This window comes from Comamonas terrae (assembly GCF_001544075.1).
Classification (GTDB): Bacteria; Pseudomonadota; Gammaproteobacteria; order Burkholderiales; family Burkholderiaceae_C; genus Comamonas; species Comamonas terrae.
This window is the reverse complement of sequence record NZ_BCNT01000012.1, coordinates 1-21,948: the sequence shown is the minus strand read 5'-3', so window position 1 is coordinate 21,948 and position 21,948 is coordinate 1. Positions and strand designations below refer to the sequence as shown.

Here is a 21,948-nt window from a genome sequence, read left to right as displayed (position 1 = left end):
CCCGGCACGTGCGCGGGGACAAAAAGTTGTCTGCAGGGGATGGCGAGGAGGCTTCGCTAGGCGTATGAAGGAATGCTTGAAAGCCGCCCATTATAAGCTCGGACAGCCTCAGCCCCATGACTTGCTGCGGGATTACCCTTGACGCACCAAGGCACTCACGCTGCTCGCATGCAGGCAGATGGCGGCGGCGGCCGCGACGTTGAGCGACTCCTCGCCGCCGGGTTGTGCGATGCGGATGTGGTGGCTGGCCATTTCCATGAGCGCGGGGCTCACCCCCTGCCCTTCATGGCCCATGGCCCAGGCGCAGGGCCAAGGCAGGCGGGCTTCATGGATCAAATCGCCCTGGTGGGAACTGGTCACGATCAGCGGCACCTGGAGAAGCTGCACGTCGTCCACCGCAGCGGCTTCCACCAGATGCAGGCCGAAATGGGCTCCCATGCCGGCGCGCAGCACTTTCTGGCTCCACAGGGCCGCCGTGCCCTTGAGCGCCACGACCTGGGTAAAGCCGAATGCCGCGGCGCTGCGCAATATGGAGCCCACGTTGCCGGCATCCTGCACGCGGTCCAGCACCACGGTGGGCAGGCCCGAAGATACCTGCCGGCCGGCATCCCAGTCCATCAGGTAGCCCATGCGGGCCGGCGACTCCAGGCCGCTGATATCGGCAAACAAAGCATCGGCCAGCACTACGACTTTGCTAGCTGCCTGCGCCCACTGCACGGGCGCCTGAGGCCAGAAAGACTCTGAAAATACGGCCACGGCAGGCTTGAGGCCACGCGCCAGGGCGGCACGGCACAGATGGTCGCCCTCCAGCCAGATGCGGCCCTGCTTGCGGTAGGCCGTGCTGTCCTGCGACAGGCGGCGCAGCTCCTTGACAAAGCTGTTGTCGCGTGACTGGATGACGGTGAGCTGAGGGGCAGAACCCATGACGACCTCTTTGGCAATATGGTGCAAGCGGCCCGGGGCGGGCGCCGGCGCATTCAGGAATACAGCGAAGCCTGCGCCATCACCAGCGCAGGCGAGGCACCGCTTTCGCAGGCCAGCGGCAAAGGCGCTTCACCCGCGCAGATGGAGCCGGCCTCCAGCGCCCTGGCCACAGGCGCAAACGAGCGGCGATGCTCGCAGCAGGGGCCATGCACACGCAGGGCGTCCAGGTGCGCGGCCGTGCCGTACCCTTTGTGCGCGGCAAAGCCGTATTGCGGATACTGGGCATCGAGCTTCTCGCACCAGCGGTCGCGCGTGACCTTGGCCAGGATCGACGCGGCGGAAATGGCCGGCACCAGCGAATCGCCCTTGACGATGGCCTCGGCCTGCACATCCAGCACCGGCAGTTGGTTGCCGTCCACCTTCACCAGCACGGGTTTCAGGCGCAGCCCCATGACGGCGCGGCGCATGGCCAGCAAGGTGGCCTTGAGGATGTTGAGCTCGTCGATCTCCTGCACCGAAGCCTGGGCAATGCAAAAGCACAGGGCCTTGGCCCGGATCTCGTCGTAGAGCACCTCGCGGCGGTTGGCCGTGAGCTTCTTGGAGTCATTCAGGCCCTCGACGGGGTGGAGGTCGTCCAGAATCACGGCCGCCGCCACTACCGGCCCGGCCAGCGGCCCGCGCCCTGCCTCGTCCACCCCGGCCATCAGCCCGGGCGGATGCCAGGGCAGGCAATTCTGCTCAAGCAGCGGGGGAGGCAATAATTTTTTCGATCGCATGGGCAGCCAATTCGGCAGTATCTCGTCGCAGTTCGTGGTGCAGCGCGGTGAAGCGCTCAACCAGCGCCTCGATGGTGGCAGGAGAATCCTGGCTGGCTCGCAGCCAGTGCAGCGCAGCGGCAGCCAGGGCCTGCGGCGTGGCAGCGTCCTGCAACAGCTCGGGCACGACGAAATCGCCGCACAGGATGTTGGGCAGGCCCACCCAGGGCTGGAGCTGCTTGCGCTTCATCAGGCGCCAGCTCCAGGGATGCATGCTGTAGCTGATCACCATGGGGCGCTTGTACAGCGCGGCCTCCAGCGTGGCGGTACCGCTGGCAATCAGCGTGCAGTCGCAGGCAGCCAGCACATCGTGCGACTGGCCCTTGACGATCAAGGCCTGGTCCTGCATCCCGGCCTCGGCCGCGATGCGGCAGACCTCGTCGTACAGGGAAGGCACGGCAGGAACTACTATTTTAATAGCTGGAAGCGCTTTCCGGACGAGCGCGGCCGCTTTGAAAAAGCCCGAAGCGATATAGCGCACTTCCGAACGCCGGCTGCCGGGCAGCAGGGCCAGCACCAGCCCATCTTCATCCAGACCCAGGCGGCGGCGAGCCGCCGCACGGTCCGGATGCAGCGGAATCACCTGCGCCAGCGGATGGCCCACGTAGGTCGCATCGATGCCATGCCGGGCCAGCAGCTCGGGCTCGAACGGGAAGATGCACAGCACATGATCGGCCGAACGCCGGATCTTCTCCACCCGGTTGGCACGCCAGGCCCAGATGGAGGGACAGACGAAGTGCACGGTCTTGATGCCGGCTGCGCGCAGCCTCTCCTCCAGCCCCAGGTTGAAGTCGGGCGCATCCACGCCCACGAAGACCGAAGGCGGATGGGCAATCAGCCGCTCGCGCAGCTGCTTGCGGATGCCCAGCAGCTCGGCCACGCGCTGCAGCACTTCCAGGCTGTAGCCGTGCACGGCCAGCCGCTCGGACTGCCACCAGGCCTGGAAGCCCCGCTGCTGCATCTGCGCACCGCCGATGCCCATGGAGCGGGCCTGCGGCCAGCGCGCATGCAGGCCGTCCAGCAGCAGGGAGGCCAGCAGGTCGCCCGAGGTCTCGCCCGCCACCATGGCGATCGCGGGTGGCTGCGTGGAAGTCAAAGGCTTTGCGGGTTGCGTCACGGCCGGAAATGGTCCTATGGTCCTGTCGGGAGACGAGCGCAGGATGCTCTTCAGCGAGCGATACCGCGCGTGGAGGCCGCGAGGAACGCCTGCATGCGCTCGATATCCTGCAGCGCTTCGGGCATGTCGGACTTCAGGCCCGCAATCGCGGCGGTGGCCGCATCCAGTGTCAGCCCCTGGCGGTACAGCAGCTTGTGCATCTGCTTGACGGCCGCGACGCGCACAGCCGAAAAACCGCGGCGGCGCAGGCCTTCGGCATTGAAACCGCGCACTGCCAGCGGATTGCCGTCCACCATCATGAAGGGCGGCACATCCTGCGAGATATGGCTGGCAAAGCCGGCCATGGCATGGGCACCGATATGGGTGAACTGATGCACGCCCGTCAGGCCGCCGAGGATGACCCAGTCATCCACGTGCACATGCCCCGCCAGGGTCGCGTTGTTGGCCAGGATGGTGTTGTTGCCCACGATGCAATCGTGCGCAATGTGCACATAGGCCATGATCCAGTTGTCCGAACCGATGGTCGTCTCGCCCCGGTCCTGCACCGTGCCGGTGTTGAAGGTGCAGAACTCGCGGATGGTATTGCGGTCGCCGATCACCAGGCGCGTCGGCTCGCCCGCATACTTCTTGTCCTGGGGCTGGGCGCCCAGCGAGGCGAACTGGAAGACCTGGTTGTCGCGGCCCAGCGTGGTGTCGCCCTCGATCACGCAATGGGCTCCCACCGAGGTATTCGCGCCGATGCGAACCTTGGGTCCGATGACGGCATACGGCCCCACCGACACCGAGGAGTCGAGCTGTGCCGCAGGGTCGATCACCGCGGTCGGATGAATCAGACTGGAAGCCCCCATCAGTGCTTATCCCACCTGACGCATCGTGCACATGAGTTCGGCTTCGGCTGCCACCTCGCCATCCACGCTGGCCACGGCCTTGAACTTCCAGATGCCGCCGCGCACGCGGTCGATCGTGATCTCCAGCGCAAGCTGGTCTCCCGGCACCACCGGACGCTTGAAGCGCGCGGAGTCGATGCCCACGAAGTAGTAGATGTTGTTCTCGTCGGGCACCTGGCCCATGGCATCGAAAGCCAGCAGGCCTGCAGCCTGGGCCAGTGCCTCGAGAATCAGCACGCCGGGCATGACCGGACGGCCAGGGAAGTGCCCGGTGAAGAACGGCTCGTTGAACGTGACGTTCTTGATTGCCTTGATGCGCGTGTTGCGCTCCAGCTCCAGCACCCGGTCCACCAGCAGGAAGGGGTAGCGGTGAGGCAATTGCTTGAGAATTCCTTGAATGTCCATCATCTGTTTCCGTTGTTGCCGCGCGGCTCGTCGGCCAGCGCCTGTTCAAGCTTCTTGACGCGCTCGCGCAGCGCATACAGTTGCTTGAAGGTTGCAGCGTTCTTCTCCCATTGCTCGTTCTCTTGCAACGGAAAGATGCCTGTATAAAAACCTGCCTTGGGTATGGAGCGGGTGACCATGGAGGTCGGTGAAATCACCGTCCCGTCGGCAATGCTCAAGTGCCCGAGGATATTGGCCGCACCGCCAATCGAGCAATGCGCGCCGATGCGTGCGCTGCCCGCAATTCCGGTATTGCCCGCAATCACCGTATGTGCGCCGATATGCACATTGTGGGCAATCTGCACGAGATTATCGATCTTGACGCCGTCCTCGATCACCGTGTCGTCCAGTGCCCCGCGATCCACGCAGGTGTTGGCGCCGATCTCCACATCGTTGCCGATGCGCACGCGGCCCAGCTGCTCGATCTTGACCCATTGCCCGCCGGACGGCGCAAAGCCGAAGCCGTCGGCCCCGATGACCACGCCCGGATGCACGATGCAGCGCTCGCCGATTTCGCAGGCCTCGCCCAGCGTCACGCGGGACTTGAGCACCGACCCTGCTCCCACCCTGGCCCCGGCATCCACGACGCACAAGGGACCCACATAGGCCGACACATGGATTTCGGCACTGGGATGCACCACGGCACTGGGATGGATACCGCAGGGCGCATTTCCAGCGTGGCGGGCCTTCCACCATTGCGTGGCCCGTGCGAAATAGGCGTAGGGATCGGCCGCGACGATGCAGGCACCGCGCTGCGACGCTTCCTCGCGCATCGCAGGCGCCACAATGACACAGGCCGCCTGAGAGGCGGCCAGCTGCTGGCGGTAGCGAGGGTTGCTTAAAAAGCTCAGATCGCCGGCACCGGCGGAGTCCAGCGGCGCGATGCGTGAAATCGGTGTCCCACGCTCGCCGCCCACCAGCTCCCCGCCAAGCGCATCAACGATTTCTCCCAGTGAAACGCTCACCAAAATTGGCTCCGAGGGGCTTTACTTGGCGCCGTTCAGAGCCTTGATCACCTTGTCCGTGATATCGAACTTGGGATTGATATACACGGCTTCCTGCAGGATCACGTCGTACTTTTCGGATTCGGCCACTTGCTTGACGACCTTGTTGGCACGATCGAGCACCTGGGCCAGCTCCTCGTTCTTGCGCGAGTTCAGGTCTTCCTGGAATTCGCGGCGCTTGCGCTGGAATTCACGGTCCTGGTCCACCAGCTGGCGCTGGCGGGAAATGCGCTGGCTCTCCGACATGGTGGGCGCTTCGCGCTCGAACTTGTCGGAAGCGCTCTTCAGCGCATTGCCCTGGTCGACCAGATCTTTTTCACGCTTAGAAAACTCCTGCTCCAGCTTGGCCTGGGCAGCCTTGGCGGTGGATGCTTCACGGAAGATGCGATCCGTGTTCACAAAGCCTGCCTTGAATTCCTGTGCATGCGCAGAGACGGCCATGGCGCCAAGCAGCACAGCCAGAGAAAGATGGCTAGAAAGAGATTTCATTAGAAAGATGTTCCGATCTGGAATTGCAGTTTTTGGATTCTATCCCCGGTTTCCTTGCGGATCGGCTGAGCATAAGCCAAACGCAATGGGCCCAGAGGCGAAATCCAGCTAATACCGATACCCGTGGAGGCGCGCAGAGAGCTGAGCTCCATGCTCTCTCCCTCAGCCCATACGTTGCCCACGTCCAGGAAGGTGAACAGGCGCAGGGTCCGGTCGTTGCCGGCCCCCGGGAACGGCACCATGAACTCGGCATTCAAGGTCATCTTGCGGGTGCCGCCCAGCGCGAGGTTGGTGTTCACCGTGTCATGTTTGCCCAGCGAGCCCTGCTCGAAGCCGCGCACCGAACCCAGGCCGCCCGAATAGAAGTTCTTGAAGATGGGGAACGGACGGCCGTTCAGGCCCTTGCCCCAGCCCAGCTCGCCATTGAGCGCAATGGTGTACTTCTTGTTCAGCGGGATGTACTGCTGGATCTGGTAGTTGGCCTTGACATAGCGCATGTCGCTGAGCATCGAGACTTCGGTGTTCAGGCGCTGGTAGCGGCCCGAATTGGGCGCCAGCGCGCTATCGCGGTTGTCGCGCGACCAGCCGACGGTCAGCGGGATGCCGGTCTGCGAGCAACCCCATTTGTCGCAGTATTCCTGGTAGACCTGAGGCATGTAGGTGCCGGGCTTGATCTCGTTGCCTTCCACGCCACCGCCGAAGTAGACCGTATCCACTTCGCTGAACGGGATGCCGAAACGCACGGTCGCGCCCTTGGTGACGATCTTGTAGGCACCGTCATCGTAGTAGGGCCGCATGGTCCGGTAGTACAGGTCATAGGTGCGCGAGATACCGGTATCCGTGAAATACGGATTGGTCGTCGACAGCACCATGGTGCGGTTGTACTTGCTGGTGTTGACGTCCACGCCCAGGTAGTTGCCGGAGCCGAAGACGTTTTCCTGCTTGATGCCGAACGACAGCGAGACCTTTTCGGCGCTGGAAAAGCCCGCGCCCAGCTGCAGGGAGCCGGTGGGCTTTTCGGCCACGTTGATCAGCAGGTCCACCTGGTCGGGAGAGCCGGGAACCTCCTGCGTCTCCACGTTCACCTCGGTGAAGAAGCCCAGGCGGTCCACGCGGTCGCGCGAGAGCTTGATCTTGTCGCCGTCGTACCAGGACGCCTCGAACTGACGGAACTCGCGACGGATCACCTCGTCGCGCGTGCGGTTGTTGCCGCTCACGCTGATGCGGCGCACATAGGCCCGGCGCGACGGCTGGGCCTGCAGCACCAGCTCCACGCGGTTGTTGGCGCGGTCGATCTCGGGAACGGCCTCCACCTTGGCAAAGGCAAAGCCGAAGTTGCTGTAGTAGTCGGTGAAGGCCTTGATCGTCTGGGAGACCTGGTCGGCGTTGTAGGGCTCGCCGGGCTTGATCTTGATCAGCGACTTGAATTCGTCGTCGCGGTCCAGGTAGTTGCCTTCCAGCTTGACGCCGGAAACCACGAACTGGTCGCCTTCATGGATGTTGACGGTCAGCGAGATGTGCTGCTTGTCCGGAGAAATCGCCACCTGCGTGGAATCGATGCGGAACTCCAGATAGCCGCGCTGCAGGTAATAGGAGCGCAGCGTCTCCAGGTCGGCATTGAGCTTGTTGCGCGCATAGCGGTCCGACTTGGTGTACCAGCTCATCCAGTTGCCGGTATCCTGGTCGAACAGATCCTTGAGCGTGGACTCCTTGAAGGCCTTGTTGCCCACGATGTGGATCTCGTTGATCTTGGCCGGCGCGCCTTCGGACACGGTGAATGTGAGATTCACGCGGTTGCGCTCGATCGGGGTCACCGTGGTCACCACTTCCGCACCGTACAGGCTGCGGTTGATGTACTGGCGCTTGAGTTCCTGCTCGGCGCGGTCGGCCAGCGCCTTGTCGAAAGGACGACCTTCGGCCAGGCCCACGTCGCGCATGGCCTTGAGCAGCGTGTCCTTGTCGAACTCCTTGGTACCCGCGAAATTCACTTCCGCAATCGTGGGGCGCTCCTCCACCACCACGATCAGCACATTGCCATTGGCCTCCAGACGCACATCCTTGAACAGGCCCAGGGCAAAGAGCGAACGGATCGCGGCAGCCCCTTTTTCATCGTCGTACTGGTCGCCCACGCGCAGCGGCATGGAGGCGAACACGGTGCCCGGTTCCACGCGCTGCAGGCCTTCGACACGGATGTCCTGAACTTTGAAAGGCTCTAGTGCCCATGCCGCATTCGCAGCCAAAACCATAGCTGCCAAGGCAGATGCGGTACGCACGCCAAAGCGATTGAAATGTTTTTTCATGAGTGGAATTTGCCGCAGTTGCAGCTACCGAAATCGGCGAAAAATTAGCCCCAAAGCCGGTTGATATCGTTGAAAAAGGCGACTGACATCATCAGCAAGATCACGGCCACGCCTGCCCGCTGCAGCCTTTCGGCCCAGATTTCGGAGACACTTCGGCCCGTGACACCCTCCCAAAGATAATACATCAGGTGCCCACCATCCAGAACCGGCAATGGTAGCAAGTTGAGAACCCCCAGGCTCACGCTGATCAGCGCCAGGAAGGAAAGGTACTGGATCAGCCCCATGCTCGCGGAGCGGCCCGCATAGTCGGCAATGGTCAAGGGGCCACTGATGTTCTTGAGCGAGGCCTCGCCGATCACCATGCGCCCCATCATGCGCAGCGTCATGGCGGACAGTTCCCAGGTGCGCTGCACCCCGGTTGAAAGTCCACCCCAGAAGTCCTGGCGCACCACGGCCATCTCGGGCTCTGCACCGATATAGGCATTGATGCGACCAATGCTCCTGTCCTCTGCCGTTTCGACCCTGGGCTGCACGGTCAGGGCCAGGCTTTGGCCGCCACGCCGCACCACCCATTGCTGGGCAGAGGCCCGGCCGGACGAACCGGCGTCGCGGATCAGCGCCAGCAACTGGGCGCCGTCGTGGATGATACGGCCGTCCACGCTGAGCACCACATCCCCCTTGCGCAAGCCGGCCAGATCCGCCGGTCCACCGGGCATGACCTGGTTCAGGGTCGGTTGCGTCCAGGCACCAAGCAAACCAATTTTTTCAAAAAAAGCCTCATCAGGCTCTTTTTGCTGCAGATTGCCCAGGGGAAGAGACAGCACGCGCGAAGCGGCATCGGCGCGCGAAGCCACCTCCAGGCTCACTGAATCGCCGGCCATGGCGGCCTTGGTGAGCGTCCAGCGCAGGTCGCTGAACGAGTGCACGGGCTGCCAGCCTTGTTGGTCGATCGAAATGCGCCGCACCCAATCGCCGCTCTGGACACCAGCCACCTGCAGGGCAGAGCCCGGGGGCGGAGCAGCCAGGCGTGCCGCCGGCTCGGTCACGCCCACCCAGTTGACCACAGCCAGGAGCGCCACCGCGAGCAGCAGATTGGCGATGGGGCCGGCCGCCACGATGGCAGCGCGCGACCGAAGGGGCTGGTTGTTGAAGGCCAGATGACGCTCCTGGGGAAGGACCTCCCCCTCGCGCTCGTCGAGCATGCGCACGTATCCACCCAGCGGCAGGGCCGCGATCACATATTCGGTCCCCGTCTTGCGGCTGGTCCAGCGCAGCAGCGGCTTGCCGAAACCGATGGAATAGCGCAGCACCTTGACGCCGCAAGCCACGGCAACGCGATAGTGCCCCCACTCATGCACCGCAATCAGAACACCCAGCGCAACAATGAAAGCAACAACGGTCAGCAACACCTGCATCCCCTTCCATACGACTGCTGCTTAGACGCGCCGGGCAGCCGCAAGTTCAACACGGCGCAGCCTACAGGCACCAGCGGCGGGCTGCATCCTGCGCCGCAGCCCGCGCCTGCGCGTCCAGGGACATCAGGTCGCCAAGACTATGGATATCCGAGGGCACCAGCGACTCCAGGGTCTGCAGATTCACGGCATGGATACGATCGAAGGACAGGCGCCGCTCGAGGAACGCCGCCACCGCCACTTCATTGGCGGCATTGAGCACCGTGGTCGTGCCCTCCGCGGCCTGCAGCGCCTGCCAGGACAAATGCAGCCCGGGAAAGCGCCGCGCATCCGCCTCTTCGAAGGTGAGCGCCGCCAGCTTGGCGAAGTCCAGCACGGGCGCACCGCTGGCTATGCGTTCGGGCCAGGCCAGGCCGCAGGCAATGGGCACGCGCATGTCGGGCGTACCCAGCTGGGCGAGCACGGAGGCGTCCGTGAACTGCACCATGGAGTGCACGATCTGCTGCGGATGGATCACCACCTTGATCTTCTCGGGCGGCATGTCGAACAGCCAGCGCGCCTCGATCACCTCCAGCGCCTTGTTCATCATGGTCGCGGAGTCCACGGAGATCTTGCGCCCCATGGAGAAGTTGGGGTGGGCGCAGGCCTGCTCCGGCGTGATTTCGGACAGCGTTGCCGGATCGCGCTGGCGGAAAGGCCCGCCCGAAGCGGTCAGCAGCAGGCTGTCCACCCGCCTGGCCCAGCTCGTGCGATCTTCGGGCAGGCACTGGAAGATGGCCGAATGCTCGCTGTCGATGGGCAGCAAGGTCGCGCCATTGCGCCTGACCGTATCCATGAACAGCGCGCCGCCCACGACCAGGGCTTCCTTGTTGGCCAGCAGCAGCCGCTTGCCGGCTTGCGCTGCCGCCAGGCAAGGCGCCAGACCTGCCGCTCCGACAATGGCAGCCATCACGGCATCCACCTCGGGATGAGAAGCTATTTTTTCCAGAGCATCCTGCGCTTGCAGCACCTGCGTTGCAAGCCCATTTTGCTTGATTTTCTCGGCCAGCAGCTGCGCATGCGGCCGGCTGGCCATCACGGCAAAGCGGGGACTGAATTCGGCACACTGCCTGAGCATCAGGTCCACCTGCGTGGCCGCACTCAGGGCAAAGATTTCGTATTGGTCGCGGTGGCGAGCCACCACGTCGAGGGTGTTCGTTCCAATGGAACCCGTGGAACCCAGAACGGTGATTTTCTGTTTCATGGATGCACAAAAGAGGAGAGCATCATTGCCAACGGCAGTGTGGGCAACAGCGCATCGACACGATCCAGAACACCACCGTGGCCGGGCAGCAAACCGCTGCTGTCCTTGACTCCGACACTGCGCTTGATGAGGGATTCGATCAGATCGCCCGCCACGCTCATCGCAGTCATAAACACCACTGCCAGCAGCAGGAACCAGGTTCCGCGCGTCTGCAGCACCGAATAGAAGCTGGGCACGCCAGCGCCATAGCGCCCGTCGGCCCAGCACCAGAGCAGGGCCAGCACGATCACGCCGATGGCACCGCCCCATACGCCTTCCCAGCTCTTGCCGGGGCTGATCGTGGGTGCCAGCTTGTTCTTGGTGAACTTGAGGCCGAAGGTACGCCCCGCGAAATAGGCAAAGCTGTCGGCCACCCAGACCAAGACCAGCACCGACAGCAGGAAGTTGATGCCGATCCGACGCGCCTGGACAATGGCAATCCACGCCAGCCACAGGGCAAGCACACCGCCGACCAGGCGGATGGCGGAAGGTATATGCGGCCAGCCGGCAACACCGGCCCGCAGCAGCAGCGCACCGCCCAGCACCCAGGCAGCGCCTGCGGCAATCCACAGCAGCGCCAGCGACTGCGACAGCCAGCCTGCCGCCCAGGCCCCCAGGCACAAGGCTGCACAAATGCCGCCAACACCCAAAGCCCCGGCCTGCCCGAAACCGTTGAGGCGCCCCCATTCCCAGGCGCCGGCCGTCATGAACATCAGCGTGACCACGGCAAACGGCACGATGCTGGACGGGTAGAACAGGGCCGGCAGCAAGATGGCCAGCAACACCAAGGCGGTAATCACGCGCTGCTTGAGCATGGCAGTCCTTCGCTTGTTTTTGCAGGCCAGCGCAGAGCTTGCACAGGCCGTGCTGGGTTTATGCCGCCACGATCCGGGCTGGCGGCGGCTGGATCTGTTCGGAGGTCTGGCCGAAGCGGCGCTCGCGTCCGCCAAAGGCCGCAATGGCTTGGTCCAGGTCCGATTCGTCGAAATCAGGCCACAGGCTGGGACTGAAGAAAAGCTCGGAATATGCAGCCTGCCACAGCAGGAAATTGCTGATGCGCATCTCCCCGCCCGTGCGGATCAGCAGGTCGGGATCGCAGACATGGGACATGGCCATGGCCTTGTCCAGATTCTCGGCCGTGATCGCAATGCCCTGCCCGGCCAGCTTGCTGGCCGCCTGCGCGATATCCCAGCGACCGCCGTAATTGAAGCAGACATTGAGGACCAGGCGGCTGTTGTGTGCCGTCTGCCGCTCCGCCTGGCTCAGCCCCTCGCAAACCTTGTCGCTCAGGCCTGTGCGGTCGCCCACGAAATGCAGGCGCACGCCGTCGTTGCTCAGCTGCTGCACCTCTTTGGCCAGGGCATTGGCCAGCAGACCCATGAGGCCCGAAACCTCTTCCTGGGGCCGGTTCCAGTTTTCCGACGAGAACGCGAACACGGTCAGCACCTCGACGCCGCGTTCGGCGCAGGCGCGCGCGCAGCGGCGCAGGGCCTCCACGCCCTGCTTGTGACCGGCAAGGCGGGGAAGCAGGCGGCGCTTGGCCCACCGCCCGTTGCCATCCATGATGATGGCGATATGGCGCGGTACCGCGCCGGTTTTCTTGGAATTCAAGAGTGCAGGTCTCCTTAGACCGCCATGATGTCCTGCTCTTTGGCAGCCACCAGCACGTCGATCTCGGCAATGTGCTTGTCCGTGATCTTCTGGATGTCGGCTTCGGAACGCTTCTGATCGTCCTCGGAAGCCTCCTTGTCCTTGACCAGCTTCTTCACGCTTTCGTTGGCATCGCGGCGCAGATTGCGGATGGCCACCTTGGAGTTCTCGCCCTCGTGGCGGGCCAGCTTGGTCATCTCCTTGCGGCGCTCCTCGCTCATGGGGGGCATGGGCACCCGGATCAGGTCACCCATGGCCGCAGGATTCAGGCCCAGCTCGCTTTCGCGGATGGCTTTTTCCACCTTGGCGGCCATGTTCTTTTCCCAGGGCTGCACGCTGATAGTGCGCGCATCGATCAGGGACACGTTGGCCACCTGGGACAGCGGCACCATGGAGCCGTAGTACTCCACATGGATGGCATCCAGCAGGGCGGGATTGGCGCGGCCGGTGCGGATGCGCGAGAGGTTGTTCTTCAGCGCCTCGATGGATTGGCCCATCTTGGCTTCGGTGTTCTTCTTGATTTCGGCAATCGACATGTTCTTGTTCCTTGGGGCTCAGCGGCCAAGACATGATTCACGCAAGCCGGACCTGGCATCATGCACGGATGCCTCTTGCGCAGTTTTGCGCCTTCCTTTGCGTAAATCCTAAAGAGTTTGCACCAATCTCTGGTGAACCCTCAAGCGTACACCAGAGTGCCTTCGTCTTCACCCATCACCACACGCTTGAGTGCGCCGGGCTTGACGATGGAAAACACGCGGATCGGCAGCTTCTGGTCGCGGCACAGCGCGAAGGCCGTGGCATCCATGATGCCCAGGTTGCGCGAGATGGCTTCGTCGAATGCCAGCTTCTCGTAGCGCGTTGCCGAAGGATCCTTCACGGGATCGGCCGTGTACACGCCATCCACCTTGGTGGCCTTGAGCACGACCTCGGCGCCGATTTCGGCGCCGCGCAGCGCGGCAGCGGTATCGGTGGTGAAGAAGGGATTGCCGGTACCGGCGGCAAACACCACGACCTTGCCCTCCTCCAGGTATTGCAGCGCCTTGGGGCGCACGTAGGGCTCGACCACCTGCTCGATGCCGATGGCGGACATGACGCGGGCCGTCAGGCCCTGCTTGTCCATGGCGTCGGCCAGGGCCAGCGCGTTCATCACCGTCGCCAGCATGCCCATGTAGTCGGCCGTGGCACGGTCCATGCCCACGGAGCCGCCAGCCACGCCGCGGAAGATATTGCCCCCGCCAATCACCACGGCTACCTGCACACCAACCTTGGTCACTTCCACGATCTCGGCAACCATGCGCTCGATGGTTGCACGGTTGATGCCGAACTGGTCATCCCCCATTAACGCCTCACCCGACAGCTTGAGCAGAATGCGCTTGTGGGCTGGAATGGCGTTGGACATGGTGTTTCTCCGATGGAAGTTAAAGCGATGATGAAAACGGGAGGGGGAATAAATCAATCGCGGCTCTGGGCCGCGATTGATGCTGAGGCTAGGACTTAGGCGCCGGCCTTGGCTGCAGCCACCTGGGCTGCCACTTCGGCGGCAAAGTCGTCCACCTTCTTCTCGATGCCTTCGCCCACCACGTACATGGTGAATGCCTTCACGTTGGTGTTGGCGGCCTTGAGCATCTGGGCCACGGTCTGCTTGCCGTCGGCGGCCTTCACGAAGACCTGGTCAGCCAGCGAGACTTCCTTCAGGTACTTCTGCACCGAGCCTTCGACCATCTTGGCGGCGATGTCGGCGGGCTTGCCGGACTCGGCAGCCTTGCCTTCGGCCACGGCGCGCTCCTTGGCGATCAGATCGGCGGGCACGTCGGCGCTGGTCAGGGCCACGGGCTTCATGGCAGCCACGTGCATGGCGACATCCTTGGCAGCCACGGCATCGCCGTCAAACTCGACGACCACGCCGATGCGCGAGCCGTGCAGGTAGGAAGCCAGGTTGGAGCCGCTGAAGTGCTTGAAGCGGCGGAACGACATGTTCTCGCCGATCTTGCCGATCAGGCCCTTGCGCACGTCTTCCAGGGTGGGGCCGTAGCCGTCCTGCTCATAGGCCAGGGCGCCCAGGGCTTCCACGTCGGCGGGATTGTGCTCAGCCACCAGCTTGGCAGCGGCGTTGGCCATGGCCAGGAAGCTGTCGTTCTTGGACACGAAGTCGGTTTCGCTGTTGACTTCGATCATGCCGCCCTTGCCGCCTTCGATGTAGACAGCCACGACGCCTTCAGCCGTCACGCGCGAAGCAGCCTTGCCAGCCTTGGTGCCCAGCTTGACGCGCAGCAGCTCTTCGGCCTTGGCCATGTCGCCGTCGGCTTCGGTCAGGGCCTTCTTGCACTCCATCATGGGAGCGTCGGTCTTGGCGCGCAGTTCGGCGACCATGCTTGCAGTAATTGCCATCGTATTTCTCCAGTATCAGTTCGATTCGTTACAGGATTCCGGCTAAAAAAAGGGGGCTACCCAGAGCCCCGCTTTTTTCTCGCGATGCGGTCGCGCAGCCGGACTTCGCTTAGGCGGCGGATTCTTCCACTTCCACGAACTCGTCGCCGTCTTCACCGGCGGCAGCCTTGACCACGTCGTTCAGACGGGCTTCGCGGCCTTCCAGGATGGCGTCGGCAATGCCTTGGGCGTACAGCTGCACGGCCTTGGCGGAGTCGTCGTTGCCGGGGATCACGTAGTCGATGCCCTCGGGGTTGTGGTTGGAGTCCACCACACCGATCAGGGGGATGCCCAGCTTCTTGGCTTCAGCCACGGCGATCTTGTGGAAGCCCACGTCGATCACGAAGATGGCGTCGGGCAGGCCGTTCATGTCCTGGATGCCGCCGATGTCCTTTTCCAGCTTTTCCAGTTCGCGAACGAACATCAGCTGTTCCTTCTTGGACATGGATTCCAGACCGGCTTCCTGCTGAGCCTTCATGTCCTTCAGACGCTTGATGGAGGTCTTGACGGTCTTGAAGTTGGTCAGCATGCCGCCCAGCCAGCGCTGGTCGACATAAGGCACGCCTGCACGCTGGGCTTCGGCAGCCACCAGCTCGCGGGCCTGGCGCTTGGTGCCCACCATCAGCACGGTGCCGCCGTTGGCGGTCAGCTGCTTGGCGAACTTCTGGGCTTCCTGGAACATCGGCAGCGACTTTTCCAGGTTGATGATGTGGATCTTGTTACGCGAACCGAAGATGAACGGAGCCATCTTGGGGTTCCAGAAGCGGGTTTGGTGACCGAAGTGGACGCCTGCTTCCAGCATCTCACGCATAGTGACGGACATGTTAATTACCTCAAAGGTTAGGTCTAAAATCCAACCCAATCATCACGGCAGCCCTGTTGTCCAGAGACTGCAGCGACACCTTGAAGGGGCTGGTTTGCTATTTGCTTTACCGAAATGCCGTGGCTGGATCGCTCCCGCACACCTGCGTGCACATTCCCGTTCTCCAGGCCTGCCGGGCAAGCCTTAAGGGCATACCCTCGGTAAAGCCGCAAGATTCTAGCACACCGCCATGCAAAACGACCTCAGCACTGCCGTACAGGCCATCCGTCAAGGTCTCACCAACGCGCCAGAGCAGCTGGAACTGAGCCTGGCAGCAGCCCAAGGCCCTGCCTGCAACCACGTCTTTTCCCAGCTGCTGCCGGACAGCGCGCGCACCGAAGCGGCCTGGGCTGCCGTTGCAGCACCGCTGGCTGGCCTGGCCGTGTCGGTCAAGGACCTGTTCGATATCGCCGGTACGCGCAGCACGGCAAGCTCGCGCGTATTGCAGGACGCGCCCCTGGCCCTCGCCGATGCGCCGGCGGTGGCGCGGCTGCGAGCCGCAGGCGCCGCCATCATCGGCCGTACCCACATGGTGGAATTCGCCTTTTCCGGCGTCGGCACCAATCCCCATTTCGGCACGCCCAGGGCCATGGACGCCCTGCACCCGGGCAATCCGCGGCTGTCCGCGGCACAGCCGGCGCGCGTTCCCGGTGGTTCGTCGTCGGGCGCTGCCGTTTCCGTGGCCAGCGGCGCGGCGTGGGCGGCACTGGGCTCGGACACGGGAGGCTCGATCCGCATACCGGCTGCGCTCAACGGCCTCGTGGGCTTCAAGAGCACGGCACGGCTCGTGCCTACCTGCGGCGCGGTGCCGCTGTCGCCCACCCTGGATACGGCCTGCGCCATCACCCGCAGCGTGCGCGATGCCATCGTGCTCCACGAGATCCTGAGCGCTCGCAAGCTGGCCCCGGCAGGCAGGCCTCTTTCCCAGTGGCGGCTGGCGGTTCCCCAAACGCTGTTCTTCGAACAGGCAGAGCCGGCCGTAGTCGCCGCCTTCGAGCGCAGCATCGCGCAGCTGCAAGCCGCCGGCGCGCGGATCGAGCGCATCGCATTGCGCGAGCTCGAAGCGCTGGAGCGCATCCATGCCATCGGCGGCTTCTCGCCCACGGAGAGCTATGCCTGGCACAGGCAGTATCTGCAGCAGCCCGAGAAAGCCCGACTCTACGATCCGCGCGTGAAGTCGCGCATCGAGCGCGGCGCCCACATGAGCGCAGCCGATTACCTGGACCTGATCCAGGCCCGCAACCAATGGATTGCCGGGATGCAGACGGCTCTCGCGCCCTTCGATGCCCTGCTCTCCCCCACCACGCCCGTGGCCGCACCCACGCTGGCATCGGTCGCTCCGGCCGACGGCATGGATGCGCAAGCCGATGCCGCACGCGATGGCGAATTTTTCCGCGTCAACGGCCTGCTGCTGCGCAACACCAGTGTGGTCAACATGCTGGACGGCTGCGCCCTGTCGCTGCCCTGCCACGAGGCCGGGGAACTGCCCATGGGACTGATGATCTGGCACGGCGCGCTGCGCGACGACGATGTGCTGCATATCGCCCTGGCACTGGAGCAGGTGCTGCGCGCCGCCACCCCATAGGCAAACTATTTTGATAGCTGCAAGCGCTTTCCGGCAAAGCGCTGCAGGCCAATTCGACGGGTACCGCACATTGCCCGGCCACTGCATCGCCAGACAAGGCTATGCTGCCGGCATGCAATGCATCCTCCCTTTCCCCACGGCCGGCAGCCATGGCAACGGCACCGGGTGGCCGCTGTTCAGCACGGCCGACACGCGGCGCCTGGAGCATGAACTGGCGGCCGCGCTGCCGCCCCACACCCTGATGCAGCGCGCCGGCCTGGCCGTTGCCAGGCTGGCCATGGCGCTGGCTCCGCATGCACGCACCGTCTGGATCGCCTGCGGCCCCGGCAATAACGGGGGCGACGGCCTGGAAGCGGCAGCCCGGCTTGCCCGGCTTTTGCCGTTTGCCCGCATCATGGTGAGCTGCACGGCCGCACGCGATGCAATGCCTGCCGACGCCCAGGCATCCTGGGACAGGGCAAGGCAAGCGCGGGTCCAGTGGGTCGACGGCCGGCCGGAAGGCATGGACGGGCAAGACCTGTGCATCGATGCGCTGCTGGGCATAGGCCTGAGAGCCGGCGGGCACGGCAAAGGCGCAAGTACCGCCCCCTGCGCCCGGCTGATGGCGCTGCTGCGCCAGACCCAGGCCGGAAGCAGCCCGGTTTTATGCATAGATGTTGCCTCGGGCCTGGATGCCGAGACCGGGCAGTATGCGGCAGGCATGGTTCCCGAGCTGTCTGCAGGCGCCTTGTGCATGCCCCGCCACACCTTGAGCCTGCTGACCCTGCAGCCCGGCCTGTTCACCGGCCAGGGACGCGATGCCTGCGGGCAGATCTGGTGGGACGACCTGGGCGCCGGGCTTTGCAATGATGACGGGGAAAAAATCCCGGCGCTGCCCGAACCTCCGCAGCCCATGGCCTGGCTCGGCAGCGCGCCCAACCCTCAGGCCATGGCAGGGCGGCATGCCAGCCACAAGGGCAGTTTTGGCGATGTGGCCGTCGTCGGCGGCGAAGGCCTGGCGCAGCGCGGCCTGTCCATGACCGGCGCCGCCTGGCTGGCCGCACTGGCGGCACTGCATGGCGGCGCGGGCCGCGTCATGCTCGCCCTGCTGGATACATCGCCGCCTCAAGGCACCGCACCCTGGCCGGAAATCATGCTGCGCCAGCCGCAGTCCCAGGACTGGAAGCAGGCCACGGTGGTCTGCGGCTGTGGCGGTGGCCTTGCCGTCCGCAAGTGGCTGCCGGCCATTCTGGAGCAGGCGCCGCGCCTGGTGCTGGACGCGGACGGACTCAATGCCGTTGCAGCCGACGCCTCGCTGCAGCAATTGCTCGCCCGCCGCGCCAGCCGCCGCCTGGGCACCGTGCTGACCCCGCACCCGCTAGAAGCGGCGCGCCTGCTGCAAACCGGCACCCCCCAGGTGCAGGCCAGCCGGATCCAGGCCGCCGCACGGCTGGCCGAACAGTTGCAATGCACGGTGGTGCTCAAGGGCTCGGGCAGCGTGATCGCCTGCCCTGCCAGCTTCGCGCTCGATGCCAGGGCCTGCTGGGTCAATCCCACAGGCAATGCACGGCTGGCCACCGGAGGCACCGGCGACGTGCTGGCCGGCCTGCTGGGAGCCACCTGGGCACGGATGGCCGCGCAGGGCGCAGCCTCGCCGGCGCAGCCTTCACTCCGCCTGGGAACGCAGGCCGCCCTGGAAGCCGTCTACCGCCACGGGCAGGCAGCAGACCTCTGGCCCCCCTCGCTGCCGTTCAGCGCCGGCGCACTGGCCCGGCATTTCGGAGCCTGCCGCGCTGCATGAACCCACGCCCTGCCCGATTGCACGGCCAGGGCCTTGTAAATGCTGCGCCCCCAGCGTCCGCAGCACTTGTGCTTGCCATCAAGCCTTGCGCTTGGCTGACCTGGCAGGCTTGGCCTTGGCCGCCTTGCCGGATGCGCCTTCTGCCGCTGAAGCATTTGCCGGCCTGGCTCGCTTGGCAACGGCAGGCTTGGCCGCGCTAGCGGACCTGGAATCGGGCTCGGCGGCGGGCGCAGAAGCGGGGCCGGGCAACAGCAGGGCCGGCACGGACCTGCTTCGCGCGGACTTCTTGCCTTTCGCAGCAGGCCCGCCCTGCACTTCCGGAACAGCGTCGTGCTGCACCGGCTTGGCAGGCGCGCGCTCCTGCGCATATTCCGCTTCGAGCGCCGCCAGATTGATGCCCTGCAGCATGGCCTTCTTGGCGGCCTTGCGGCCTTGTTTGCTGGATGCGGGCTTGGCTGGCGCAGCTGCCTGTGTCGCTGTCGCGGCATTGCGCTGCGCGCGGTCGGCCTTGGCATCGCGGCGGCTCCATTTATCCTGGCGCGAACCCTCCTCGCGGCCATCGCGGCGGCCGCGCGCATCGTCGCGCTGGCCCTTGCCCTGGCGGGCGGGCGCCAGCACGCCGTCCTCGCTGTCGCGCACCAGGCGGAAGTCGATGCGGCGCCCGTCCAGGTCCACACGGCTGACCTGCACACGCACGCGCGCACCGATGCCATAGCGTATGCCCGAACGCTCGCCGCGCAGTTCCTGGCGCGCCTCGTCGAAACGGAAGTAGTCGCCGCCCAGCTCGGTGATGTGCACCAGGCCTTCGACATACATGGCGTCCAGCGTCACGAAGATGCCGAAGGTCGTGACCGAGGACACGGTGCCGGCAAACTCCTCGCCCAGGTGCTCGCGCATGTACTTGCACTTGAGCCAGGCCTCGACATCGCGGCTGGCCTCGTCAGCCCGGCGCTCGTTGGCGCTGCAATGCAGACCGGCGGCCTCCCAGGCCTGCATTTCCTTGGCCGGTGCACGCTTGCGCGGCTTCTGCCGGGGCTCCACCACGCGCGTGGACAGGCGCTTGACCAGCTTGGCCTCGGCCTCGCCCGGCGTGGGCAGCGCAGGCAGCTTGTAATGGGTTCCCTGCAGCTCGGCCTTGATGACGCGGTGCACCAGCAGGTCCGGATAGCGGCGGATGGGGCTGGTGAAGTGGGTATAGGCCTCGAATGCCAACCCGAAATGGCCCGAGTTATCGGGCGTGTAAAAGGCCTGCATCATGGAGCGCAGCAGCATGGTGTGGATCTGCTGCGCATCCGGCCGGTCCTTGGTCGCATTGGCGATGGCCTGGAATTCGCGGGTCGACGGGTTTTCGCTGATCGTCATGGCCACGCCCATGGCCTTCAGGTAATTGCGCAGGATCTCCTGCTTTTCCAGCGAAGGCTTGTCGTGCACGCGGAACAGGCCCAGCTGCCCGCCCTGCTCGATGAAATCGGCGCTGCAGACGTTGGCGGCCAGCATGGCCTCCTCGATCAGCTTGTGCGCTTCGGTGCGCGTGCGCGGCACGATTTTCTCGATGCGGCCGTTGTCGTCGCAGACGATCTGCGTCTCGGTGGTCTCGAAGTCCACGGCGCCGCGCTCCTCGCGCGACTTGAGCAGGGCCTGGTAGACGCCATACAGGTTCAGCAGGTCCTGCACGCGCTCGCTGCGCCTGGCGGCTTCGGGCCCGCGCGTGTTGGCCAGGATGGCCGCCACCTCTGTATAGGTGAAGCGCGCATGGCTGTGCATGACCGCCGGATAGAACTGGTAGGCATGGATTTCGCCCTTGGCCGTGATCAGCATGTCGCAGACCATGCACAGGCGGTCCACGTCGGGGTTGAGCGAGCACAGGCCGTTGCTGAGCTTTTCCGGCAGCATGGGAATCACGCGGCGCGGGAAATAGACGCTGGTGGCGCGGTCGTAGGCATCGACATCGATGGCGCTGCCCGTGGTCACGTAGTGGCTCACGTCGGCAATGGCCACCAGCAGGCGCCAGCCCTTGCTGCGCCCCACCTTGGCAGGTTCGCAGTACACGGCATCGTCGAAGTCGCGCGCATCCTCGCCGTCGATGGTGACCAGCGGGATGTCCGTCAGGTCGATGCGGTGGCGGCGGTCGGCAGCGCGCACCTTTTCCGGCAAGGCCTTGGCCTGGGCCAGGCACTCGTCGGAAAAGATGTGGGGCACGCCATACTTGCGCACGGCGATCTCGATCTCCATGCCGGGATCATCGACCTCGCCGAGGACTTCGGTGATGCGCCCCACGGGCTGGCCGAACAGGGCCGGAGCCTCCGTCAGTTCCACCACCACGACCTGGCCGACCTTGGCCGATCCCGTGGCGTTGGACGGGATCAGAATGTCCTGGCCATAGCGTTTGTCTTCGGGTGCCACAAGCCACACACCGCTTTCCTGCAGGAAACGGCCGATGATGGGCTGGTCGGGGCGCTCCACAATCTCGACCACGCGACCCTCGGGGCGTCCGCGATGGTCATAGCGGGCCACCCGCACCTGAACCTTGTCCTTGTGCAGCACGGCGCGCATTTCATTGGGAGGGAGATAGATGTCGCGCTCACCATCATCGCGGATCACAAAACCGTGTCCGTCGCGGTGGCCCTGCACAGTGCCCAAAATTTCTTCATTCATGTCGGCAACTTTTGCGCGAGGGTTCATTTTTTTGATATACAATCTGAGTCTTTCCTGAGATGCCCAGGTGGCGGAATTGGTAGACGCACTAGTTTCAGGTACTAGCGGGTAACTCCGTGGAGGTTCGAGTCCTCTCCTGGGCACCAAGTTTAACGACAACCCTGCCAGGGTTTAGGAAAACTTGAAAAAACATTCGATTCTGAAGAATGTTTTGAAAAGTCCGGATTGAAAAGCTCGGACATGCATCTCAAGAAAATTTAGAAGATTGGATTCAAGCTGCAAAAATATGCACTACAATCCAAAGCTTCCCTGAAA

Annotated in this window: 19 protein-coding genes and 1 tRNA gene; 3 read left to right on the top strand and 17 right to left on the bottom strand. The window is 64.3% G+C overall.

Annotated elements, in window-relative coordinates; genetic code table 11:
- Positions 1 to 132: 132 nt before the first annotated feature.
- From Cte04_RS15820 to rpsB, 16 genes are all read right to left on the bottom strand, one after another.
- Positions 133 to 924: a TrmH family RNA methyltransferase gene (locus Cte04_RS15820; RefSeq protein WP_066480553.1), complete on the bottom strand. Its 792-nt coding sequence runs from the start codon at positions 922 to 924 to the stop codon at positions 133 to 135.
- A gap of 53 nt (positions 925 to 977) precedes the next feature.
- The gene (gene rnhB / locus Cte04_RS15815; RefSeq protein ID WP_066480326.1) at positions 978 to 1,700 is read right to left on the bottom strand and encodes a ribonuclease HII; all 723 of its coding nucleotides are present in this window, start codon (positions 1,698 to 1,700) and stop codon (positions 978 to 980) included.
- Positions 1,663 to 2,805 (bottom strand): lipid-A-disaccharide synthase, encoded by a 1,143-nt coding sequence (gene lpxB / locus Cte04_RS15810; protein ID WP_066480324.1) that lies wholly within the window; start codon positions 2,803 to 2,805, stop codon positions 1,663 to 1,665. Before lpxB ends, rnhB begins: the two co-directional genes overlap by 38 nt.
- 101 nt (positions 2,806 to 2,906) lie before the next feature.
- A complete protein-coding gene (gene lpxA, locus Cte04_RS15805; protein WP_066480322.1) occupies positions 2,907 to 3,704 on the bottom strand; it encodes an acyl-ACP--UDP-N-acetylglucosamine O-acyltransferase in 798 nt (265 codons plus the stop codon).
- A gap of 6 nt (positions 3,705 to 3,710) precedes the next feature.
- The gene (fabZ, locus tag Cte04_RS15800) at positions 3,711 to 4,151 is read right to left on the bottom strand and encodes a 3-hydroxyacyl-ACP dehydratase FabZ (protein WP_066480321.1); all 441 of its coding nucleotides are present in this window, start codon (positions 4,149 to 4,151) and stop codon (positions 3,711 to 3,713) included.
- Positions 4,148 to 5,152, bottom strand: coding sequence for a UDP-3-O-(3-hydroxymyristoyl)glucosamine N-acyltransferase (gene lpxD, locus Cte04_RS15795; protein WP_066480318.1), 1,005 nt, complete (start codon positions 5,150 to 5,152; stop codon positions 4,148 to 4,150). The genes fabZ and lpxD overlap by 4 nt, the downstream gene beginning before the upstream one ends.
- Positions 5,153 to 5,173: 21 nt before the next feature.
- Positions 5,174 to 5,680, bottom strand: a complete 507-nt coding sequence (locus Cte04_RS15790) for an OmpH/Skp family outer membrane protein (protein WP_066480316.1) — start codon at positions 5,678 to 5,680, stop codon at positions 5,174 to 5,176.
- On the bottom strand, positions 5,680 to 7,980 hold the full coding sequence (bamA, locus tag Cte04_RS15785) for an outer membrane protein assembly factor BamA (RefSeq protein ID WP_066480314.1): 2,301 nt from the start codon (positions 7,978 to 7,980) through the stop codon (positions 5,680 to 5,682). The genes Cte04_RS15790 and bamA overlap by 1 nt, the downstream gene beginning before the upstream one ends.
- Before the next feature lie 44 nt (positions 7,981 to 8,024).
- Positions 8,025 to 9,389: an RIP metalloprotease RseP gene (gene rseP / locus Cte04_RS15780; RefSeq protein WP_066480541.1), complete on the bottom strand. Its 1,365-nt coding sequence runs from the start codon at positions 9,387 to 9,389 to the stop codon at positions 8,025 to 8,027.
- 67 nt (positions 9,390 to 9,456) lie between these two features.
- Positions 9,457 to 10,635, bottom strand: coding sequence for a 1-deoxy-D-xylulose-5-phosphate reductoisomerase (gene ispC, locus Cte04_RS15775; protein ID WP_066480305.1), 1,179 nt, complete (start codon positions 10,633 to 10,635; stop codon positions 9,457 to 9,459).
- Positions 10,632 to 11,489, bottom strand: a complete 858-nt coding sequence (locus Cte04_RS15770) for a phosphatidate cytidylyltransferase (RefSeq protein WP_066480303.1) — start codon at positions 11,487 to 11,489, stop codon at positions 10,632 to 10,634. The genes ispC and Cte04_RS15770 overlap by 4 nt, the downstream gene beginning before the upstream one ends.
- A gap of 58 nt (positions 11,490 to 11,547) precedes the next feature.
- A complete protein-coding gene (uppS, locus tag Cte04_RS15765) occupies positions 11,548 to 12,285 on the bottom strand; it encodes a polyprenyl diphosphate synthase (protein WP_083526698.1) in 738 nt (245 codons plus the stop codon).
- Positions 12,286 to 12,299: 14 nt separating this feature from the next.
- Positions 12,300 to 12,860, bottom strand: coding sequence for a ribosome recycling factor (gene frr / locus Cte04_RS15760; RefSeq protein ID WP_066480302.1), 561 nt, complete (start codon positions 12,858 to 12,860; stop codon positions 12,300 to 12,302).
- Positions 12,861 to 13,000: 140 nt separating this feature from the next.
- A complete protein-coding gene (gene pyrH / locus Cte04_RS15755) occupies positions 13,001 to 13,723 on the bottom strand; it encodes a UMP kinase (RefSeq protein ID WP_066480299.1) in 723 nt (240 codons plus the stop codon).
- Positions 13,724 to 13,818: 95 nt separating this feature from the next.
- Positions 13,819 to 14,712: a translation elongation factor Ts gene (gene tsf, locus Cte04_RS15750; protein ID WP_066480297.1), complete on the bottom strand. Its 894-nt coding sequence runs from the start codon at positions 14,710 to 14,712 to the stop codon at positions 13,819 to 13,821.
- A gap of 109 nt (positions 14,713 to 14,821) precedes the next feature.
- Positions 14,822 to 15,574, bottom strand: a complete 753-nt coding sequence (gene rpsB / locus Cte04_RS15745) for a 30S ribosomal protein S2 (protein ID WP_066480295.1) — start codon at positions 15,572 to 15,574, stop codon at positions 14,822 to 14,824.
- A 229-nt stretch (positions 15,575 to 15,803) separates the two neighbouring features.
- Here rpsB and Cte04_RS15740 point away from each other — a divergent pair, with 229 nt between their 5' ends.
- On the top strand, positions 15,804 to 17,198 hold the full coding sequence (locus Cte04_RS15740; RefSeq protein ID WP_066480293.1) for an amidase: 1,395 nt from the start codon (positions 15,804 to 15,806) through the stop codon (positions 17,196 to 17,198).
- A gap of 112 nt (positions 17,199 to 17,310) precedes the next feature.
- The gene (locus tag Cte04_RS15735) at positions 17,311 to 18,978 is read left to right on the top strand and encodes an NAD(P)H-hydrate dehydratase (RefSeq protein ID WP_066480539.1); all 1,668 of its coding nucleotides are present in this window, start codon (positions 17,311 to 17,313) and stop codon (positions 18,976 to 18,978) included.
- Positions 18,979 to 19,056: 78 nt separating this feature from the next.
- Here Cte04_RS15735 and rnr read toward each other — a convergent pair whose 3' ends face one another.
- The gene (gene rnr, locus Cte04_RS15730) at positions 19,057 to 21,660 is read right to left on the bottom strand and encodes a ribonuclease R (protein ID WP_066480287.1); all 2,604 of its coding nucleotides are present in this window, start codon (positions 21,658 to 21,660) and stop codon (positions 19,057 to 19,059) included.
- A gap of 34 nt (positions 21,661 to 21,694) precedes the next feature.
- Here rnr and Cte04_RS15725 point away from each other — a divergent pair.
- A tRNA-Leu gene (locus Cte04_RS15725) sits at positions 21,695 to 21,779 on the top strand.
- The last annotated feature ends 169 nt before the right edge of the window (positions 21,780 to 21,948 follow it).

What these genes read in the sequence shown, in the direction of transcription:
- bamA (WP_066480314.1), bottom strand. Translation starts at nt 7,980, where the DNA reads ATGAAAAAACATTTCAATCGCTTTGGCGTGCGTACCGCATCTGCCTTG.
- ispC (WP_066480305.1), bottom strand. Translation starts at nt 10,635, where the DNA reads ATGAAACAGAAAATCACCGTTCTGGGTTCCACGGGTTCCATTGGAACG.
- tsf (WP_066480297.1), bottom strand. Translation starts at nt 14,712, where the DNA reads ATGGCAATTACTGCAAGCATGGTCGCCGAACTGCGCGCCAAGACCGAC.
- Cte04_RS15740 (WP_066480293.1), top strand. Translation starts at nt 15,804, where the DNA reads ATGCAAAACGACCTCAGCACTGCCGTACAGGCCATCCGTCAAGGTCTC.
- frr (WP_066480302.1), bottom strand. Translation starts at nt 12,860, where the DNA reads ATGTCGATTGCCGAAATCAAGAAGAACACCGAAGCCAAGATGGGCCAA.
- rpsB (WP_066480295.1), bottom strand. Translation starts at nt 15,574, where the DNA reads ATGTCCGTCACTATGCGTGAGATGCTGGAAGCAGGCGTCCACTTCGGT.
- Cte04_RS15770 (WP_066480303.1), bottom strand. Translation starts at nt 11,489, where the DNA reads ATGCTCAAGCAGCGCGTGATTACCGCCTTGGTGTTGCTGGCCATCTTG.
- lpxA (WP_066480322.1), bottom strand. Translation starts at nt 3,704, where the DNA reads ATGGGGGCTTCCAGTCTGATTCATCCGACCGCGGTGATCGACCCTGCG.
- rnhB (WP_066480326.1), bottom strand. Translation starts at nt 1,700, where the DNA reads ATGCGATCGAAAAAATTATTGCCTCCCCCGCTGCTTGAGCAGAATTGC.
- rnr (WP_066480287.1), bottom strand. Translation starts at nt 21,660, where the DNA reads ATGAACCCTCGCGCAAAAGTTGCCGACATGAATGAAGAAATTTTGGGC.
- Cte04_RS15735 (WP_066480539.1), top strand. Translation starts at nt 17,311, where the DNA reads ATGCAATGCATCCTCCCTTTCCCCACGGCCGGCAGCCATGGCAACGGC.
- Cte04_RS15820 (WP_066480553.1), bottom strand. Translation starts at nt 924, where the DNA reads ATGGGTTCTGCCCCTCAGCTCACCGTCATCCAGTCACGCGACAACAGC.
- Cte04_RS15790 (WP_066480316.1), bottom strand. Translation starts at nt 5,680, where the DNA reads ATGAAATCTCTTTCTAGCCATCTTTCTCTGGCTGTGCTGCTTGGCGCC.
- pyrH (WP_066480299.1), bottom strand. Translation starts at nt 13,723, where the DNA reads ATGTCCAACGCCATTCCAGCCCACAAGCGCATTCTGCTCAAGCTGTCG.
- lpxB (WP_066480324.1), bottom strand. Translation starts at nt 2,805, where the DNA reads ATGGTGGCGGGCGAGACCTCGGGCGACCTGCTGGCCTCCCTGCTGCTG.
- fabZ (WP_066480321.1), bottom strand. Translation starts at nt 4,151, where the DNA reads ATGATGGACATTCAAGGAATTCTCAAGCAATTGCCTCACCGCTACCCC.